The following is an 18,348-nucleotide window of genomic DNA, read 5'->3' as shown; positions in this document are numbered from 1 at the left end:
GCTTCACATGAAATTCATGCAGGGAGGTCGAACGTTCCTGCATTGGCCGCATTAGATCGTTTCAGTCACAAGGACATTCCATGCGCCAGAAATTCCTGCTTTCGGCCTGCCTCGTCGCTCTGGCGCTGCCGCTGGCCGGATGCAACGAACAATCCACCATCGCATCAGGCGAGGATTTCGGAGCGTCGCCGAAGCTTGTCGAGCCCAACAAGTCGCTGATCCCGACCGTCAATGTCTCGAAGGCGGTCGGCTGGCCCGCCGGTGCCAAGCCGAAGGCTGCGGACGGCATGACGGTCAACACTTTTGCGCGCGGGCTCGATCATCCACGCACGGTCTACGTGTTGCCCAATGGCGACGTGCTGGTGGCAGAAAGCAATGCGCCGCCGAAACCGGAAGATGGCAAGGGCATCAAGGGCTGGGTCATGAAGATAGTGATGGGCCATGCTGGCGCTGGCACACCGACAGCAAATCGCATTTCGCTGCTGCGCGACGCGGACGGCGATGGCGTTGCCGAGACGAAGACAGCGTTTCTCGAAGGGCTCAACTCACCCTTCGGTATGGTGCTGGTCGGCGACGAATTCTTCGTCGCCAATGCCGATGCTGTGGTGAAGTTTCCCTACAGAACCAATGATACCAGGATCACGACGCCAGCCGTGAAGGTGGTTGACCTGCCCGGCGGCCCGATCAATCACCACTGGACCAAGGATCTCACGGCGAGCCCCGACGGCACGAAACTCTATGCAACCGTCGGCTCCAACAGCAATGTTGGCGAGAATGGCATGGACGCCGAAAAGGACCGCGCCGCGGTGCTCGAGATCGACCGCGCGACCGGCGCCTCACGCGTCTTCGCATCCGGTCTGCGCAATCCCAACGGACCATCGTGGCAGCCGCAAAGCGGCGCGCTCTGGGTCACCGTCAACGAGCGCGACGAAATCGGCAGCGACCTTGTGCCGGACTACATGACCTCGGTGAAGGATGGCGGCTTCTACGGTTGGCCCTACAGCTATTACGGTCAGCATGTGGATGTCCGCGTACAGCCGCCCCGCCCTGACATGGTGGCCAAAGCCATCGCGCCGGACTACGCGCTCGGCGCGCATACCGCGTCGCTCGGCCTGACCTTCAATACCGGCGATCTCTTCCCGGCCAATATGAAGAACGGCGCTTTCATAGGCCAGCACGGTTCGTGGAATCGGCGTCCGCAAAGCGGATACAAGGTGATCTTCGTGCCCTTCACCGACGGCAAGCCATCGGGCAAGCCGCAGGATGTGCTCACCGGCTTCCTCAATGACAGCGGTGAAGCGCAGGGACGCCCGGTCGGCGTGCGCATCGACAGCAAGGGCGCGTTGCTGGTGGCTGACGATGTTGGCAATACGATCTGGCGCGTGACGCCATCGGGCGCGAAGGCGGCAGCGTTGAAGTGATACCAGAGACCTGACGAAGCTCCGTCATGGCCGGGCAGCGCGAAGCGAGGGCTTCACTTGATGTCCCGGCCATCCACGTCTTCCTGAGTTTATGGCCGAGACGTGGATGCCAGGCACGAGGCCGGGCATGACGAGTTTTTACTACTTCGCCTATCCCACTTGAAATTCTTCACGTCACCGGCGCGGGGTTGAACAGTACCAGATCGTTGTGCAGTCCCCACTTGTCCGCCCAGACCTGCTTGCGGCCGCTGGCGACGTCGAGGATCAGCTGGAACAGCTCCCAGCCGGCTTCCTCGATGGTCATCTCGCCTGACGCAATGCGGCCGGCGTCGAAATCGATCAGGTCCGACCAGCGCTTCGCCAGTTCGGTCCGCGTCGAGACCTTGATGACCGGTGCCTGCGCCAGCCCATAGGGCGTGCCTCGTCCGGTGGTGAAGATCTGCATCTGCATGCCGGCGGCAAGCTGCAGCGTGCCGCAAACGAAATCGCTGGCTGGCGTTGCTGCAAACAGCAGTCCCTTCGTCGTGGCGCGTTCGCCGGGGCCAATCACGCCGCTGATCGCGCTCGAGCCGGACTTGACGATGGAGCCCAATGACTTCTCGACGATATTGGCGAGACCACCCTTCTTGTTGCCGGGCGTCGTATTGGCGCTGCGATCGGCGCCACCCCGCGCCAGATAGGAATCGTACCAGTCCATCTCGCGTATCAGCGCGCGGCCGACATCCTCGTTGACCGCACGGCGCGTCAACAATTCGATGGCGTCACGGACTTCGGTGACTTCGGAGAACATCACCGTGGCGCCGGCGCGCACCAGCAGATCGCTCGCGAAGCCGAGCGCCGGATTGGCGGTCACGCCGGAAAACGCGTCACTGCCGCCGCATTGCAGACCAATCACGAGATCGGAGGCCGGGCAGGTCTCACGCTTGCGCTGGTTCAGGATTTTCAGCCGCGCCTCGGCCATGGTGATGATCGTATCCACCATGTCGCCAAAGCTCTGATTGCTCTCATCCTGAAGGCGCATCATGCTGCCGGGATCCTCCTTCGGCAGCAAACGCTCCGGTGCGAGCTTCTCGCAGCCGAGGCCGACCACCATCACCTCGCCGCCAAAATTGGGATTGCGCGCGATGTTCTGCAGCGTGCGGATCGGGATATAGGCATCCGGCGCATTGATCGCGACACCACAGCCATAGCCGTGGGTGACAGCGACGACGTCATCGACATTCGGATAGCGCGGCAGCAGCTCGGCCTTGATCTTCTTGAGCGCAAATTCCAGCGTGCCGGCGACGCATTGCACCGACGTGCTGATGGCGAGAATGTTCTTCACGCCGACGGAGCCGTCGCGATTGCGAAAACCTTCGAATGTGTAATCGTTCAGCGGCGGCTGAGGCTCCGGAACCGCATTGGCAATTTCAAGACTGTCGAGATCCGGCGCGTCGGGCATATGGATGCGCGCCTCCTCGACCCATTCGCCGGCGGAAATCATATCCAGCGCATAACCGATGATTTCGCCGTAGCGGATGATAGGCGCATCCTTTGCGATATCTTCCAGCGCCACCTTGTGCCCCTGCGGCACGAAATTACGCAGCTCCAGACCACCGGTCATCATGGTGCCCGCAGGCAGGCCAAAATCATTGACGATGATGGCGACGTTGTCGCGCGCATTCAGTTTGATGTAGCGCGGCGCATATGCATCTGCTGCCAGCGTGGTGGCCATCGCCTTGTCCTTCCCAAATCTGCCGGCATTCGCGCCGGTCTCGCAGCAGAGCAGTAGCACAAAAGATGACGGTGTCGCGCACTTGACCGACACGCGCTGCAGCCCGAATGATGATCTTGAAATGGGCCGGCGCGCCCGAATTCATGCAGAAATGGGATGATCGTGCGTCTTTTCGTCTTCGGGCTCGGCTACAGCGCAAACCGGTTCATCGCCCGGCACGGCGGTCAATTCACCGGGATTGCCGGCACCGTCCGCACGGCCGGCAAGTCGGCTGCTCGGGATATCGAGACGCTGGTCTTCAACCCGGATGTCACCGATCCCGGCATTGCCGATCGCCTCACGAGCGCCAATGCGCTGCTCGTCTCGGTCCCGCCCGGCGCAGATGGCGATCCCGTGCTGCAGACCTTCGGCTCTGTAATCGCGGCCAGCGGCATCCGGCGCATTGTCTATCTCTCCAGCGTCGGGGTTTACGGCGATCATCAGGGTGCCTGGATCGACGAAACCGCCCCGGTCTCCGGCGAGGGTCGGCGCAGGGCACGCATTGATGCCGAAGACGCATGGCGCGCCGTGGCCGGCGATCGCACGACAATCCTGCGCATCGCCGGCATCTACGGTCCCGGCCGCAATGCGCTGGAGAATCTCAAAACCGGCAAGGCCCATCGCATCGTCAAGCCGGGCCAGGTGTTCAACCGCATCCATGTGGACGACATCGCAACATCTGTCGCCGCAACATTCGATCACGCGCAGACCGGCATCTTCAATCTCTGCGACGACGAGCCCGCGCCGCCGCAGGACGTCGTGACATTTGCCGCTTCGCTGATGGGAATCGCGCCGCCGCCCGAGCAGGACTTCGCAACCGCCGAGATGAGCCCGATGGCGCGCAGCTTCTATGCCAGCAACAACCGCATCTCGAATGCGCGGCTGAAACGCGAGCTCGGCGTGAAGCTCGCATTTCCAACCTACCGCGAAGGCCTCACGGCACTGTGGGAACAACGCGAGGTCTAGGCAGCGAGTGACCTGCGGACTACCGGCCGGTCATCGCCTCCAGCCTGTCCGGATATCGGTTGCCCTGCACGGTGATTTTTGCAGCAATGCTGTCGATATCCCGCAGATCGTTGGCTGTCAGCTCAACGTCTGCTGCACCGAGGTTCTCTTCAAGCCTGTGCAGTTTCGTGGTGCCCGGGATCGGCACAATCCACGGCTTCTGGGCCAGCAGCCACGCCAGCGCGATCTGGGCCGGCGTCGCCTGCTTGCGTCCGGCGATCTCGCCGAGCAGATCGACCAGCGCCTGGTTGGCCTTGCGCGCTTCGGGCGTGAAGCGCGGGAGGATATTGCGGAAGTCTCCGCTGTCGAGCGTCGTGCACTCGTTCATGGCGCCCGTGAGAAAGCCCTTGCCGAGCGGGCTGTAGGGGACGAAGCCGATACCGAGCTCCTCAAGCGTCGCCAGCACTTCCTTTTCGGGGCCACGCGTCCACAGCGAATATTCGCTCTGGATTGCGGTGATCGGCTGTACGGCATGGGCACGGCGAATTGTCGTCACGCCCGGCTCGGACAGGCCGAAGTGCTTCACCTTGCCCTCGCTGATCAGGTCCTTCACCGCACCGGCGACATCCTCGATCGGCACGTCGGGATCGACGCGATGCTGGTAGAACAGATCGATGGCATCGATCTTCAAGCGCTTGAGCGATGCTTCGGCGACCTCACGAATATGTGCGGGGCGGCTGTCGAGACCGACCTGCTGACCGGTTGCGGGATCGAGCCTGAAGCCGAATTTGGTGGCGATGACCACCTGATCGCGAACCGGCGCGAGCGCCGCGCCGACGAGTTCTTCATTGGTGAACGGGCCATAAACTTCGGCGGTGTCGAAGAACGTGACGCCGCGTTCGACCGCCGCGCGGATCAGTGCGGTCATTTCCGTTGTGTCGGCCGGAGGCCCGTAGCCGAAACTCATGCCCATACAGCCGAGCCCGATGGCTGAGACGTCCAGTCCGCTGCGTCCGAGTTTGCGTGTCTTCATGTCAGATCTCCTGTGCCATCCGGCCAATGAGCGGCTCCCGCGCTGGTGGGATTTTGCCGCCGACATGCGACATCTGGAGATCGTGCGCCCATGAGACTAGATGATATAATCTGCACGCACTTATCAGCCGGATTCATGAATGGCCCGCCAGACAATCGACGACCTCCTCGCCTTCTTTGCCGTCGCGAAGGAGGCGAGCTTTACGCGCGCAGCCGCCAAGCTCGGCGTCTCGCAATCCGCGCTCAGTCACACCATCCGCGGTCTCGAAGAACGGCTCGGACTGCGCCTCCTGACCCGAACGACCCGCAGCGTCGCGCCGACCGAGGCTGGCGAACGCCTGATCCGGACGATCGGCCCGAAGCTGGAAGAGATCGACGCCGAACTCGCGGCCGTCACGGAGCTGCGAGAGAAGCCTGCCGGCACCATCCGCATCACAACCGGTGAGCATTCCGCCGAAACGATCATCTGGCCTGCGCTTGCCAAGCTGCTGCCGCGCTATCCCGACATCAAGGCGGAACTCGTCGTCGATTACGGCCTCATCGATATCGTCGCGGAACGCTACGACGCCGGTGTTCGCCTGGGAGAACAGGTCGCGAAAGACATGATTGCCGTCCGCATCGGACCGGACTTTCGCATGGTCGTGGTCGGCGCACCGTCCTATTTCGCCAAACGACCGCCGCCGAAACGACCGCAAGATCTCACCGCGCATGACTGCATCAATATCCGTCTGCCGACCATGGGCGGCCTCTATGCGTGGGAGTTCGAGAAGCGCGGGCGCGCCTTGAAAGTACGCGTCGATGGCCAGATCGTGTTCAACAACATGTCGCTGCGCCACAAGGCGGTGCTGAACGGACTGGGGCTGGCCTATTTGCCGGAGGATCGCGTGCGCGATCACATTGCCTCAGGCCGGCTTGTTCAAGTGCTGGACGATTGGTGCCAACCGTTCTCGGGTTATCACCTTTATTATCCGAGCCGCCGACAACCGACATCCGCATTCGCGGCGCTGGTTGAAGCGTTGCGTTACCGTGGCTGATCAACGGTTGTCGTGTTCCAGCGCCTCAATCCGAACGTGATTGAAGTGAAATTGCACATCGTGAAAAGTTCCTGAATCAATTTGGGCAATGCTGTGTCTTAAGCGCGACGTGGTCGCCAAAGCTGCCTTTTTCGTTTGAGGCGCTGTTGCACGTGTGTGACAGCAATCACTGCGCAATAGTCTAGGTTGCCTTTCGTCATCCCCCGTCGGGATTGAGAAGGAACACCTGATGAAGAAGCTTCTACTGTCTACCGCTGCTCTGGCCCTCGTCGCTTTGGCCGCTCCGGCGTCCGCTGCTGACCTGGCTGCGCGCCCTTACACCAAGGCTCCGGCCTATGCTCCGGCTGCTCCGATCTACAACTGGACCGGTTTCTACATCGGCGGTCACATCGGCGGCGCGTTCCCGGGCAACGACAACAACCTGCTCGGCGGCAGCAATGACGGCACGTTCATGGGCGGTGTGCAGGGTGGTTACGACTACCAGTTCGCGCCGAACTGGGTGTTCGGTCTCGAAGCCAATTACAGCTTCCTCTCCACCAGCAGCAACTTCGACAATCGCGGCCTCGGTTCGGTCACCGGTCGTCTCGGTTACACCTGGGGTCCAGCACTGCTCTACGTGAAGGGCGGTTACGCATGGGCTGACTCGCGCTTCACCAACGGCTTTGCCGGCGATGGTGGCCGCGATGGCTACACGGTTGGCGGCGGTCTCGAATATCTGTTCACCCAGAACTGGTCGGGCAAGGTCGAGTACCAGTATTACGACTTCGGCAACGTCAACTTCATCACGCCGACCCTCGCCGTTGGTGGTTTCAAGAACGACGAGCACACGATCAAGGCCGGCCTGAACTATCGCTTCAACCTGGGCAACTTCGGCGCAGGCTTCGTTCAGTAAGCCTGACGATCTATCGTCTACTTCGTCTCCAGAAAAAACTTAGGCCCGCAGCAATGCGGGCCTTTTTTCTTGCTTGCGCGGAGCGGTGAGCGATCAGACTTTGAAGTGCTTCGAGAGCTTCAGGCTCTGGCCCTGATAATTCGAGCCGATACGCTGGCCATAGAGGGCATCCGGACGATCCAGCATGCGCTCATAGACCAGACGGCCGACGATCTGGCCATGTTCGAGAATGAACGGCACTTCGCGCGAGCGCACTTCCAGCACGGCGCGCGAACCTTTGCCGCCGGCGCCATCATGGCCGAAGCCGGGATCGAAGAAGCCGGCATAGTGGACGCGGAATTCGCCGACCAGCGGATCGAACGGCACCATTTCGGCGGCGTAGTCCGGCGGCACCTGCACCGCTTCCTTGGAGGCGAGAATGTAGAACTCGCCGGGATCGAGGATCAGCGTGCCGTCCTTGCGCGCCGAGATCGGCTCCCAGAATTCATTGACGCTGTAGCCACCGCGACGATCGATATCGACCACGCCGGTGTGTCGCTTGGCGCGGTAGCCGACGAAGCCCGAAGCGTTCTCGCCCGACAGATCGACCGATAGTGCGAGGCCGTTGTTCAGATCTGCCGTTTCGCTGTCGACCAGCGGCTCCTGCGCATGCAGGTCTTCCAGTGCCTCGGTGTCGAGCACCGCATTGCCGACCCGGAAGCGGACCTGCGACAGACGCGAGCCCTCACGCAGCAGCACCGGAAATGTCTTCGGGCTGATCTCTGCATAGAGCGGACCGTGATAGCCGGCGCCGATGACGTCGAAGCGGCGGGTGCCATCCGCAATCACGCGGGTGAACACATCGAGGCGACCGGTCGAGCTCTTCGGATTGGCGGCGGCGAAGATGTTCGGCGGCAGCGCCAGGCTCTCGATCAGCGGGACGATGTAGACGCAGTTGGTTTCCAGCACCGCACCATCGGACAGATCAATCTCGTGCAGCTTCAGCTCGTCGATGCGCTCGGCGACCGTCGAATTCGGCCCCGGCAGGAAGCTGGCGCGCACGCGATAGGCGATGGAGCCGAGCCGCAGATCGAGGCTGGCGGGCTGAATCTGGCTCTCGACGAAGGGATATTCCGGCAGGATCAAGCCGGCATCGGCCATCGCCGCAATCATGCGGTCGGGCAGAATTCCATCGGCATCGGGGGCAAGCGTAAACGGCACAGGTCTCGTCCTTCGGTCGTCCTTCAGCGAGAATACACTGAAAAATAGCGACTTTACCGGTTATCTCAGCCCCGCCTTGACGAAAAGGGCAAGCGGGAATATGCACATCACTTATCCCGTGGTGATTTGAGCCGGCCGGCTTGCAGCCACGTAAAATAAGTCGCTAAACAGGCCGGGGACACATGTCCTTCCAGCATGCGATCCCGGCCTGAGGACGTCCGTCCAGGCCGGTTTTTTTGTGCCCGTGTTACGCGGGTACGTTGGAGGTCACATGTCTACGAAGTCCTATCGCCCCGAAACCCGGCTCGTTCATTCCGGCGCGCTGCGCTCGCAATATAACGAGACGTCCGAAGCCCTCTTCCTCACACAGGGCTTCATCTACGAGACCGCGGAAGCCTGCGAGGCGCGGTTCAAGGGCGAAGATCCCGGTTTCATCTATTCGCGCTTTTCGAATCCGAATACGTCGATGTTCGAGAGCCGCATGATCGACCTCGAAGGTGCGGAGGCTGCACGCTCGACGGCCACCGGCATGGCCGCCGTGACCACCGCCATTCTCGCGCCGCTGCGCATGGGCGATCACGTCGTCGCTGCGAAGGCGCTGTTCGGCTCCTGTCGCTACGTCATCGAAGAGCTGTTGCCGCGCTACGGCATCGAATTCACCCTCGTCGATGGACTCGACCTCGACCAGTGGCAGAAGGCAATGCGGCCGAACACCAAGTCGCTGTTTCTGGAAAGCCCGACCAATCCGACGCTCGACGTGCTTGACATATCAGCCATCGCGGACATCGCCCATGCCGGCGGTGCGCGACTGATCGTCGACAACGTGTTCGCGACGCCGCTCTGGCAGAGCCCGCTCGCGCTCGGTGCCGATGTCGTCGTGTATTCGGCGACCAAGCACATCGATGGGCAAGGGCGCTGCCTCGGCGGCATCATCCTGTCGTCGAAGGACTTCATCGATGAACACATTCACAACTATCTGCGCCAGACCGGCCCCTCGATCTCGCCATTCAATGCATGGACGCTGGTGAAGGGGCTGGAGACACTGGCGATCCGCGTCGAGCGGCAAACCCAGACGGCCGCGGCGATAGCGGATGTGCTCGCACAGCATCCGAAGATCTCGCGGCTGATCTATCCGGGCCGCGAGGATCATCCGCAGGCGGCAACGGTGAAGAAGCAGATGCGTGCGGGATCGACGCTGATCGGCTTCGAGGTAAAGGGCGGCAAGGCAGCGGCGTTCCGCGTCCTCAACGAGCTGAAAGTCGCCCGCATCTCCAACAATCTCGGCGATGCCAAGAGCCTCGTCACGCATCCGGCGACGACGACGCATCAGCGCCTGCCGCTGGAAGCGCGGCTCGAACTCGGGATCACGGAAGGCTTCATCCGCTTCTCGGCCGGCCTTGAGCATCGAGACGATCTGATCGAGGATCTCGAAGCGGCGCTGGCGAAGGCGTAGTTCGCGCCATCACACTCTGTGATGCCCGGCGAATGCCGGGCATCACAGAGCTTTATTACATGTATCGGCGGAAGAACGGCTGGCTTACAGCGGCTTCTGCGCCTGCTGAATCTGCGGCTCGTTGATGCCGAGCTTCACCTGGCCGACCGACTTGATGATGTTGTCGCCAAGCAACTGCGCGAAACACGCATAGCCCCAGTCGTTCATGTGCAGGCCGTCGGAAATGACGAAACTGTCGAACGCCATCTGCTGGCTCTCGTGCCATTCCTTCATTACCTCGAAGCGCGGGAAGATTCCCACTTTGCGCAGCTCGGCCACCTTGTGCATCAGCGATAACATCTTGCCGGTGCCTTCCGGCTTCGATGTCGTCGCCGGCGAGTATTGCGGATCGACCAGCACCACGTCGGAGCCCGCGGCCTGAATGCGGCCGACGCCGTCCTCGATCATCTTGCCGGTCTCGGCCGGATCGAGATTACGCAGCACTGCATTGGTACCTACCTGCCAGATCACGAGATCCGGCTTGGCATTGATCACTTCGTTCTGCAGCCGCGCCATCATTTCCGGCGCATCCTCGCCGCCCTTGCCACGATTGAGCACAGCAATGTCGGCGCCGGGATAGGCGCGGTGGAGCTGCGCAGCGAGACGGTTCGGATAGGTGAATTCCGGCGCAGTAGATCCCCACCCCTGGGTCGAAGACGAGCCGAACGCGACGATGACAACAGGCTTGCCGGCAGCGAGCTTGCTGGCGACATGCGGCAGCGCGCCCATCGCCTTCATGCCGCCCTTTGGCGCGCGGCACGGCACGCGGCTCAGAATGTCAGTGGCGGACTTCGCGACTTCCTTGACCTTGTCGATAGCCTTCGCAGCGACGCCTTTCTTTGCGGCATCTGCGGCATCGGTCGCCACGGTCTGTTCGGCGGTCTTGCCGTCAGATGGTGCTGCCTGCGCCGTATCCGCGCGAGCGATGGAAGACGAGATCGGGAGTGCGAGGGTCGTAGAGGCGGCAAAGGCAGCGACGACAGCAAAGCGAGACAAATGGCCGACGAAACTCATTAACGCTGAATCCTCAAATCCGCTGCTTTGATCTTGGCCGCATCGACGACAAAGGTCGAAAGCGCCCGGCCAAGACAATCATGCACCCGCTTCGCCAGCTCCATGCCGGGCGACGCGCTGAACAGGTCAAAATCACCGCTCTCATTCCAGTGCCGCATGATGGCGAAACGGTCGAACAGCGGGACGTCGTGCTGCTGCGCCACCACACGCATATTATCTAGGTAAGCGGAGCCGGAAATCATCGTCTCCGTGCGCGGACTGTACTGCAGATTCATTAAAATGACGTCAGTTCCGGCCTTTTGCATGGCGGCAACACCCTCATCCAGGGCGTTCCGGAAGTCGTCGGCGTCGGCCTGTTTCATGGCATCCACGGTTCCGGTCTGCCAGATCACCAGGTTCGGCTTCTTGTCCGTCACCAGCTGTTCCAGGGTCGGGGCCATTTCCTCGGCTGTCTTCTTGACCTGCAGCTCCAGTGCCACGTTCACCTCGACGCCCGGCAGCTTCTCCTTCAGATAGGCCTGCAGGCGGTTCGGATAGGCTGCGGAGTGGTCTGAGACCCCGATCACCGAGGATCGGCTGCCAATGACCAGAATATCGAGCTTTCCGCCCGGTTTGGCCGCAGCCTCGACCTTGGGCAGGGTGCTTTCGGAGGTCAGGAGGTAGGCGGGAACCTCACAGGTATGCGCGGGCGGTTCGGCCCGGACAGGAGCCGCCACCAGCAGGCCAGCCAGCATCGTGAGCCGCAGAACGGCCTTCATGCTTCCCCTCCTGCGAGATCCGCGTCGGATCGTTTGGCGCGGGATCCGCCTTTGACAGTGACGCCCTTGTACCACGAAAACACCCAGGCGGCGGTTGACATAACAACTATGCCGAGGAAGCTGATCAAGGCATGCATGCCAGCCCCGCCGGCGACCTCAGCCAGCACGAAATGGCCGGCAAAGGCCAGGAACACCCCGATACAGAAGATTTCGAGGGAGTGCTGGCCGCACAGCACCATTGGCCGCAACCAGACCGATTTCAGCCCCGGCCAGTCCTTGGGCAGGAAACGGACCGTGAGCGCCGCCAGCGCCAGGAAGTGGGCGAAACGCAGCACGTCGAGATCGGTCTTGTTGATGGGATACATCCACTGCTCGATGACCTTCGGCAGCAGATGGTGGATTTGCGGAATGTACCAGGTCAGCGTCACCCAGAACGCCGCCAGAAGATAGGCCACGCAGAGCCACAGCGTGATATTGGATGACAGTATTCGCGACATCCTGACGGCGCCGCCCAGTGCACACCAGGCGCCGAACACGAACAGCAATTGCCAGGCGAACGGATTGAAGGCCCAGACGCCGTTCGGGTAGGCGGTCAGATGCAGGTCGAATTCCCAGGTCAGCGCGTAGAGACCGACCGACAGCGCCAGCGTGAGATCGGCGCGGCGCCGCATCAGCCAGAGGATCGGCGGCAGGAACAGCATGAGGACGATATAGAGCGGCAACACGTCCATGTTGACCGGGCGAAATTTCAGCAACAGCGCCTGGACGATGGTCACGTCGGGCTGTTTGAGAAAATCGAGAATCCCCATTTCTTCGGAATAAAGCGGGTTCTCGAACCGCGTCGCGACATAGGAGATTTCCGCGAGGAAGATCGTGAACAGGAAGACGTGGGCGACATAGATCTGCCAGACGCGCTTGAAGATGCGCGCGCTGGCGACCAGCGTGCCCTGCTCCTGCATCGCGCGGCCATAGACGAAAGCGGCGGTATAGCCGGAGATGAAGATGAAGATCTCGGTGGCGTCGCTGAAACCGTAATTACGGATCGTCAGCCAGGTCAGGATATTCGGCGGCAGATGATCGATGAAGATCAGCCACAGCGCCAGCCCGCGAAACAGATCGAGGCGCAATTCGCGTTCGGTGCCTGCGACGGGAAACGACACGGCATCCGCACGCGTCGAGGCCCGCGACGCGGACACGTGGGAGGACGCATCTGCGTGGGGATGGCCGGCAATCGGGTCGGCAACAGAGGTCATTCAGCACCGCTCAACGGAAATCGTCGCATGATGAAATCGACCGCCCCACACCACGCAGGCCATCTGCATGGGGCGATCCGTCACGTCATAGCCAAATCAGGGATCGATTATGGGGTAACTATGTTGAAACCGCGATGGGTTGCCGCCGTTCCGCGCAGCACTCCACGCCGATTTTCCCTGGATTTGGCCGGTAACGTGTTTTTCGCTATGCTTGCGACGCATTTTGAACGATGACACCGCCATGTACCGCGCCATAACACGACAGATCGAAGTCACCGTCGAACCGAATTTCATGCCTGAAAGCTCGTCGCAGGAGAAGCGACAGTTCTTCTGGTCCTATACGGTCGTCATCACCAATGCCGGCAAAGAGACCGTGCAGTTGAAGACCCGGCACTGGATCATCACCGATGCATCCGGCCGCATGCAGGAAGTGCGCGGCGAAGGCGTCGTCGGCGAGCAACCCGTACTCGGCCCCGGCGAACGCTTCGAATACACATCGCGCGTGCCGCTGCCGACAACGTCCGGCTTCATGGAAGGCACCTATCAGATGGTGACCGATACCGGCGAGCCGTTCGAGATCGACGTGCCGCTGTTTTCGCTGGACGGACCGGACGGCAAGCGCGTGCTGAATTAGGGGCTGGCTCTTCTCCCTCTCCGGGGCCGTGTAGCCGCGCAGCGGAAGGGGATCATCGGCTTCTCCCCACGTCATGGCCGGACTTGTTCCGGCCATCCACGCCTTCCTTTGTCACCAAGACGTGGATACGCGGGACATCTAGTGAAGCTCGCTTCGCGCTGCCCGCGCATGACGGTGTTTGTGCGCGCGTCACGCGATTTCAGATTCAACTGTCAAACAGCCACGGCTCTTCAGACATGCGTCATCGCCCCCATTATTTGCGGCGCGGGGGCGCCGTCGTCGCTTGCATTCCCGGCCCCCGTGAGAGGGCGTGCGGAACGCCGGGGCCTGATGCGAATGCGGTCTTCCGCAATTGAGAGTGCATCAGGACTTTCGGAGGCGCCGAGCAAGTGCCCGACGTTCCGCCTGCGGCGTTTTTTCGGTTGCTTGCACATCTGCCATGGCGAACGGTCCCATCACCAAAATTAATGTCCCAGGGCGGAGGGACAGGGTAGCCGCAAAGCACTTGGCCGAACGCGTTTCGATTTGGTCGTCCGTCACACTGTCCAGGGATCTTTCCATCTCAAGGTCGGCCGTCTCCTTGCCAGTGGCAGTGCTGGCGCAGATCCGTCCTGCCCGAAGACAGACGTCCCCCGTGAACCGCGTAACGCCGCATCTCCGGCGTCCACCGCATCCCACCCCGCGAACGTGACGATCGCGATCGCCCCTCTCGGTGAGGCAGGACGGAGGGAATATAAACCTGATGAAGATATTGTCAACGGGATATAGGAATAAATGTTTGGGTGCGCCAAACTGTCATTCCCCGGCAAACTAATTGGTTTGCCTGAGGGCGCGAGGAGACGCCGAAGGCGGCGTATCGCGAACCCGGAATCCCGACCTGTTCAGCGCAAAACACTCCGGGATTCCGGGTTCGCCTGCGCGCGACTTCGTCGCACTCCGACGCCCCGGAATGACGAGTGTGGATTGAGATTCCCCGCCACTCCATGTGGAGTGGCCGAGGTTCGCGCTCTGCCGGCTTAGCCGCTTTCGCGCGCCCTCAGGCACACCAATTGGTGTGCCGGGGAATGACAGCGGGGCGTGACGCGGGCGAATGCCTATTCCACGCCCGCTTCCTGCGGTGTGAACTCGTACACTGACGAACAGAACTCACAGGTCACGACGACCTTGTCGTCCTTGACCATATCGGCGCGGTCCTGCGGCTCGAAGCTCTTGAGCATGCCGGACACGGCATCGCGCGAGCAGGAACACTCCGCGCGCAGCGGCGATGGCGCGAAGACGCGGACGCCGCGCTCGTGGAACAGGCGATACAGCAGCCGCTCGCCGGAGAGATCTGGATCGATCAGCTCGACATCCTCGACGGTGCCAATCAGCGACTGGCCCTCGACCCAGGCGTCATCTTCCGGCACAGCATCCACCTTCGCGCCCTCCGGCGCATCGCCGGCATGGAGGTCGCGCTGCACGCGCTCCGGCGCCTTCGGAAGGAACTGCAGCAGCATGCCACCGGCGCGCCAGCGATGTGTCGGGCCACCTTCCTCGCCGCTGCGCCATTCCTCGCCGACGGCGAGGCGCACCTTGGTCGGAATCTGTTCGGAGCGCAGGAAGTATTCATGTGCGGCATCTTCCAGCGTACCGCCGTCAAGCGCGACGAGCCCCTGATAGCGGCTCATATCCGCCCCCTGATCGACGGTCATCGCCAGATGGCCCTTGCCGAGCAGCGCCGCGGTGCCGAGACCGGGCAAAAGGCGCTCGGCATCGAACCGCGCATAGGCGCGCATTTTATCCGGCGCGCGGAAGTCGACGATCATCAGCGACACCGGACCATCGGTCTGGGTCTGCAGGATGAAGCGGCCGTCGAATTTCAGCGACGATCCGAGCAGTGTGGTCAGCACGATGGCCTCGCCGAGCAGCTTGGCCACCGGCGCGGGATAATCATGCTTGGCGAGCAGCTCGTCGAGCGCCGGGCCAAGCCGCGTCAGCCGCCCGCGCAGATCGAGCGGCGCCACCTCGAAGGGCAGCACCGCGTCATCGACCGGAACGGAGGACGGCGCGCGGATGGGGGCGTCGGGCTGGAGATTTGGATTTGATGGGGTCATGGCGCTCTATTTGGGGGCGGAGGGCCGCAAGTGAAAGGGGGCGATGGAACCGGGAAAATGGAGCGTAAGCAGCTGCGCTTTTCTTCCCTCTCCCCCGCGCGAAGCGAAGCTTCGCCAGGTGGGAGAGGGTGGATCGAACATGCGAAGCATGTTCGAGACGGGAGAGGGGGCGCCACAAACACCGCGCTTTGCCGCTACCCCTCTCCCGCCCTCGCTTTGCTCAGGCACCCTCTCCCGCAAGGGGAGAGGGGAAGAAAGAAAGCTCCGTGCTGTCTCACGCCACCGCGTTGAGGCACCAGGCCAGAATGCCCTTCTGTGCATGCAGACGGTTTTCGGCCTCGTCGAACACCACCGACTGCGGACCGTCGATGACCTCGTCGGTGACCTCCTCGCCGCGATGCGCCGGCAGGCAATGCATGAACAGCGCATCGGGCTTGGCCAGCGACATCAGGCGCGCATTGACCTGATAGGGCTTGAGCAGGTTGTGGCGCGTCTCGCCGTCCTTGTCGCCCATCGACACCCAGGTGTCGGTGACGACGCAATCGACGCCCTTCACCATCGCATCGGGATCGTCGCTGAAAGTGATCGGCGCGTTTGCCGCCTTGACCCAGTCCTTGAACGGCTTCTTCGGCGACAGCTGCGGCGGCGTCGCGATATTAAGCTTGAACTGGAAGCGCTCGGCCGCATGCGCCCAGGACATCAGCACATTGTTGTCGTCGCCGGTCCACGCCACGGTGCGTCCCTTGATCGGGCCGCGATGTTCCTCATAGGTCATGACATCCGCCATCACCTGGCAGGGATGCGAGAAGCGCGTCAGGCCATTGATGACCGGCACCGTCGCATTCTCCGCGAGCTCCATCAGCGAGTCATGATTGAGGATGCGGATCATGATGATGTCGACGAAGCGCGACAGTACGCGTGCGGTGTCGGCAATGGTCTCGCCGCGACCGAGCTGCATTTCGGCGCCGGTGAGCATCACGACTTCGCCGCCGAGCTGGCGCATACCGACCTCGAACGACACGCGGGTGCGCGTCGAGGGCTTTTCGAAGATCATCGCCAGCGTCTTGTTCTTGAGCGGACGATCGGGCTCGGCATTCGTGCCATCCCGCCCCTTCAGCTTCGCCTTCATGGCGGCAGCCGCGTTCATGATATTGCGCAACTCGCTGGCCGGCACGGCCGTGAGATCGAGGAAGTGCCGCGGTGACGTGCTCATCACGCGGCTCCCTGCGTCTTTGCAGGTGAGCTGAGCGCCACGCAAGCCTGTTCCAGCCGCTGCACGGCCTGCTCGATCTCGGACTCGCTGACGATCAGCGGCGGCAGGAAGCGCACGACATTGTCGCCGGCACCAACCGTCAGCAGCTTCGCGTCACGCAATGCGGCCACGAGATCGCCGGCCGGCACGACAGCCTTGAGGCCGATCAGCAGACCTTCGCCGCGCACTTCGCTGAGCACATCAGGATGGCCGTCGACCACGCCCGCGAGTTTCTGTTTCAGCAACAGCGACATCTTCTTCACATGGTCGAAGAAGCCTGGCTTCAGCATGATATCGAGCACGGAATTCGCCGCGGCGACCGCCAGCGGATTGCCGCCGAAGGTCGAACCATGGGAGCCGGGCGCCATGCCTTCGGCCGCTTCCGCCGTAACGAGGCACGCACCGATGGGGAAACCGCCGCCGAGCGCCTTGGCCAGCGACATGACATCCGGCGTCACGCCGATGCGCTGATAGGCGAACAACTCGCCGGTGCGGCCCATGCCGGTCTGCACTTCGTCGAAGATCAGCAGGATGCCGTTCTTGTCGCAGAGTTCGCGCAATGCGCCGAAGAACGCGTTGCTCGGCGCGCGCACGCCGCCTTCGCCCTGCAGCGGCTCGATGAGAATGCCGGCGGTGTTCGGACCGATCGCCTTCTTAACGGCTTCGATATCGCCGAGCGGCAACTGATCGAAGCCGTCGAGCGGCGTGCCGTAGCCTTCGAGATATTTGGCAGCGCCGGTCGCCGCGAGCGTGCCGAGGGTGCGGCCATGGAACGCGCCTTCAAAGGTGATGATGCGCGTGCGCTCGGGATGGCCCTTGGAGAAATGATAGTGGCGGGTCACCTTGATCGCGCATTCCATCGCTTCCGCACCCGAATTGGCGAAGAACACGAAGTCGGCAAAGCTTTGTTCGCACAGCCGCGCGGCGAGGCGCTCGCCGTCCGGGCTCTTGAACAGGTTCGACATATGCCAGAGCTTGGTGGCCTGCTCCTGCAATGCGGCAACCATATGTGGGTGCGCATGGCCAAGTGCGTTCACGGCAACGCCGCTGGTGAAATCGAGATAGCGCTCGCCATCGGTTCCAATCAGCCACGCGCCTTCACCGCGCTCGAAAGCGACATCCGCACGCGCGAAAACAGGCAGCAAGTGAGCCTGAGAGAGGGGCGAAGACGTTGCGTTGCTGGTCATAACCGATCCGATCGAAAAGACTGCGGCCGCGTCGATGACAACTGTGCGAAATCGAACAACGGACCCTAGAAACGAAACGTGCCGCCCTTCTCGGGCGGCACGTGGGCATTATTCTATGTGTGCTGTGAAGACTGTCAACCGCGCACTGCGGCTTTCGAGTCACACGGAGTCGCAGAAAAAGCCGATTTTGCAGCTTTACTTGCAGAAGCATGTGGACGCGGCATGCCCGACTCTTGCGCGCGAGTCACGGCATATTGTAGCTTTTGCCTCGTCGGATACGACATCTCGTGCGGCGGTAGATCCTTTTGACACATCCAGTGCGGCGTAACAGCCGGACGCGAAATTCGCGCCCGGTGAGCGCTAAAGGATTCTGACCGCAGGGATTTTT

Annotated in this window: 15 protein-coding genes and 1 riboswitch; of the genes, 6 read left to right on the top strand and 9 right to left on the bottom strand. The window is 62.0% G+C overall.

Annotated features, from left to right (window positions below):
* The first annotated feature begins 80 nt into the window (after nt 1-80).
* A complete protein-coding gene (locus AB7828_RS23230; protein WP_441231267.1) occupies nt 81-1,421 on the top strand; it encodes a PQQ-dependent sugar dehydrogenase in 1,341 nt (446 codons plus the stop codon).
* Between the two features lie 169 nt (nt 1,422-1,590).
* Here the strand turns inward: AB7828_RS23230 and garD are convergent, their stop codons facing one another.
* Complete coding sequence (gene garD / locus AB7828_RS23225) at nt 1,591-3,135, bottom strand: galactarate dehydratase (protein ID WP_175365886.1); 1,545 nt, start codon at nt 3,133-3,135, stop codon at nt 1,591-1,593.
* Nucleotides 3,136-3,297: 162 nt separating this feature from the next.
* Here garD and AB7828_RS23220 point away from each other — a divergent pair, with 162 nt between their 5' ends.
* On the top strand, nt 3,298-4,140 hold the full coding sequence (locus AB7828_RS23220; protein WP_441232302.1) for an SDR family oxidoreductase: 843 nt from the start codon (nt 3,298-3,300) through the stop codon (nt 4,138-4,140).
* Nucleotides 4,141-4,159: 19 nt separating this feature from the next.
* Here AB7828_RS23220 and AB7828_RS23215 read toward each other — a convergent pair whose 3' ends face one another.
* Nucleotides 4,160-5,152 carry an aldo/keto reductase gene (locus AB7828_RS23215; RefSeq protein WP_441231266.1) on the bottom strand — a complete coding sequence of 331 codons (993 nt, stop codon included), beginning with the start codon at nt 5,150-5,152 and terminating at the stop codon, nt 4,160-4,162.
* A gap of 139 nt (nt 5,153-5,291) precedes the next feature.
* Here AB7828_RS23215 and AB7828_RS23210 point away from each other — a divergent pair, with 139 nt between their 5' ends.
* Nucleotides 5,292-6,185 (top strand): LysR family transcriptional regulator, encoded by an 894-nt coding sequence (locus AB7828_RS23210; RefSeq protein ID WP_120287924.1) that lies wholly within the window; start codon nt 5,292-5,294, stop codon nt 6,183-6,185.
* Nucleotides 6,186-6,414: 229 nt separating this feature from the next.
* Nucleotides 6,415-7,077: an outer membrane protein gene (locus AB7828_RS23205; protein ID WP_184512957.1), complete on the top strand. Its 663-nt coding sequence runs from the start codon at nt 6,415-6,417 to the stop codon at nt 7,075-7,077.
* A gap of 93 nt (nt 7,078-7,170) precedes the next feature.
* On the opposite strand, the gene AB7828_RS23200 is transcribed toward AB7828_RS23205, so the two are convergent.
* Entirely contained in the window at nt 7,171-8,277 is a 1,107-nt protein-coding gene (locus AB7828_RS23200) for a 2'-deoxycytidine 5'-triphosphate deaminase (RefSeq protein ID WP_441231265.1), read from the bottom strand.
* Between the two features lie 108 nt (nt 8,278-8,385).
* Nucleotides 8,386-8,465: riboswitch (SAM riboswitch) on the top strand.
* An 83-nt stretch (nt 8,466-8,548) separates the two neighbouring features.
* Between AB7828_RS23200 and AB7828_RS23195 the strand changes: the two genes are divergently transcribed.
* Complete coding sequence (locus AB7828_RS23195) at nt 8,549-9,730, top strand: O-succinylhomoserine sulfhydrylase (protein WP_441231264.1); 1,182 nt, start codon at nt 8,549-8,551, stop codon at nt 9,728-9,730.
* 84 nt (nt 9,731-9,814) lie between these two features.
* On the opposite strand, the gene AB7828_RS23190 is transcribed toward AB7828_RS23195, so the two are convergent.
* From AB7828_RS23190 to AB7828_RS23180, 3 genes are read right to left on the bottom strand one after another with little or no spacing between them, the layout of a single operon-like run.
* The gene (locus AB7828_RS23190) at nt 9,815-10,783 is read right to left on the bottom strand and encodes an SGNH/GDSL hydrolase family protein (protein WP_441231263.1); all 969 of its coding nucleotides are present in this window, start codon (nt 10,781-10,783) and stop codon (nt 9,815-9,817) included.
* Nucleotides 10,783-11,541, bottom strand: a complete 759-nt coding sequence (locus tag AB7828_RS23185; RefSeq protein ID WP_089266770.1) for an SGNH/GDSL hydrolase family protein — start codon at nt 11,539-11,541, stop codon at nt 10,783-10,785. The genes AB7828_RS23190 and AB7828_RS23185 overlap by 1 nt, the downstream gene beginning before the upstream one ends.
* Nucleotides 11,538-12,794, bottom strand: coding sequence for an OpgC domain-containing protein (locus tag AB7828_RS23180; protein WP_184512953.1), 1,257 nt, complete (start codon nt 12,792-12,794; stop codon nt 11,538-11,540). Before AB7828_RS23180 ends, AB7828_RS23185 begins: the two co-directional genes overlap by 4 nt.
* A 241-nt stretch (nt 12,795-13,035) precedes the next feature.
* On the opposite strand from AB7828_RS23180, the gene apaG reads away from it, so the two are divergent.
* Nucleotides 13,036-13,428, top strand: coding sequence for a Co2+/Mg2+ efflux protein ApaG (gene apaG / locus AB7828_RS23175; RefSeq protein ID WP_089266768.1), 393 nt, complete (start codon nt 13,036-13,038; stop codon nt 13,426-13,428).
* Nucleotides 13,429-14,522: 1,094 nt separating this feature from the next.
* On the opposite strand, the gene AB7828_RS23170 is transcribed toward apaG, so the two are convergent.
* The 3 genes from AB7828_RS23170 to AB7828_RS23160 all read right to left on the bottom strand — a co-directional run bounded on the left by AB7828_RS23170 (nt 14,523) and on the right by AB7828_RS23160 (nt 17,960).
* Nucleotides 14,523-15,521, bottom strand: coding sequence for an Hsp33 family molecular chaperone (locus tag AB7828_RS23170; protein WP_309940765.1), 999 nt, complete (start codon nt 15,519-15,521; stop codon nt 14,523-14,525).
* 274 nt (nt 15,522-15,795) lie between these two features.
* Entirely contained in the window at nt 15,796-16,734 is a 939-nt protein-coding gene (argF, locus tag AB7828_RS23165) for an ornithine carbamoyltransferase (RefSeq protein ID WP_441228382.1), read from the bottom strand.
* Complete coding sequence (locus tag AB7828_RS23160; RefSeq protein WP_441231262.1) at nt 16,734-17,960, bottom strand: aspartate aminotransferase family protein; 1,227 nt, start codon at nt 17,958-17,960, stop codon at nt 16,734-16,736. Before AB7828_RS23160 ends, argF begins: the two co-directional genes overlap by 1 nt.
* Between the last annotated feature and the right edge of the window lie 388 nt (nt 17,961-18,348).

The sequence above is a fragment of the Tardiphaga sp. 215_C5_N2_1 genome, assembly GCF_052076055.1.
Taxonomy (GTDB): Bacteria; Pseudomonadota; Alphaproteobacteria; order Rhizobiales; family Xanthobacteraceae; genus Tardiphaga; species Tardiphaga robiniae.
Note: the sequence above shows the minus strand (reverse complement) of the source record. Positions and strands in the feature narration are given on the sequence as shown.

What these genes read in the sequence shown, in the direction of transcription:
- AB7828_RS23230 (WP_441231267.1), top strand. Translation starts at nt 81, where the DNA reads ATGCGCCAGAAATTCCTGCTTTCGGCCTGCCTCGTCGCTCTGGCGCTG.
- garD (WP_175365886.1), bottom strand. Translation starts at nt 3,135, where the DNA reads ATGGCCACCACGCTGGCAGCAGATGCATATGCGCCGCGCTACATCAAA.
- AB7828_RS23215 (WP_441231266.1), bottom strand. Translation starts at nt 5,152, where the DNA reads ATGAAGACACGCAAACTCGGACGCAGCGGACTGGACGTCTCAGCCATC.
- AB7828_RS23210 (WP_120287924.1), top strand. Translation starts at nt 5,292, where the DNA reads ATGGCCCGCCAGACAATCGACGACCTCCTCGCCTTCTTTGCCGTCGCG.
- AB7828_RS23205 (WP_184512957.1), top strand. Translation starts at nt 6,415, where the DNA reads ATGAAGAAGCTTCTACTGTCTACCGCTGCTCTGGCCCTCGTCGCTTTG.
- AB7828_RS23195 (WP_441231264.1), top strand. Translation starts at nt 8,549, where the DNA reads ATGTCTACGAAGTCCTATCGCCCCGAAACCCGGCTCGTTCATTCCGGC.
- AB7828_RS23190 (WP_441231263.1), bottom strand. Translation starts at nt 10,783, where the DNA reads ATGAGTTTCGTCGGCCATTTGTCTCGCTTTGCTGTCGTCGCTGCCTTT.
- AB7828_RS23185 (WP_089266770.1), bottom strand. Translation starts at nt 11,541, where the DNA reads ATGAAGGCCGTTCTGCGGCTCACGATGCTGGCTGGCCTGCTGGTGGCG.
- AB7828_RS23180 (WP_184512953.1), bottom strand. Translation starts at nt 12,794, where the DNA reads ATGACCTCTGTTGCCGACCCGATTGCCGGCCATCCCCACGCAGATGCG.
- apaG (WP_089266768.1), top strand. Translation starts at nt 13,036, where the DNA reads ATGTACCGCGCCATAACACGACAGATCGAAGTCACCGTCGAACCGAAT.
- AB7828_RS23170 (WP_309940765.1), bottom strand. Translation starts at nt 15,521, where the DNA reads ATGACCCCATCAAATCCAAATCTCCAGCCCGACGCCCCCATCCGCGCG.
- argF (WP_441228382.1), bottom strand. Translation starts at nt 16,734, where the DNA reads ATGAGCACGTCACCGCGGCACTTCCTCGATCTCACGGCCGTGCCGGCC.
- AB7828_RS23160 (WP_441231262.1), bottom strand. Translation starts at nt 17,960, where the DNA reads ATGACCAGCAACGCAACGTCTTCGCCCCTCTCTCAGGCTCACTTGCTG.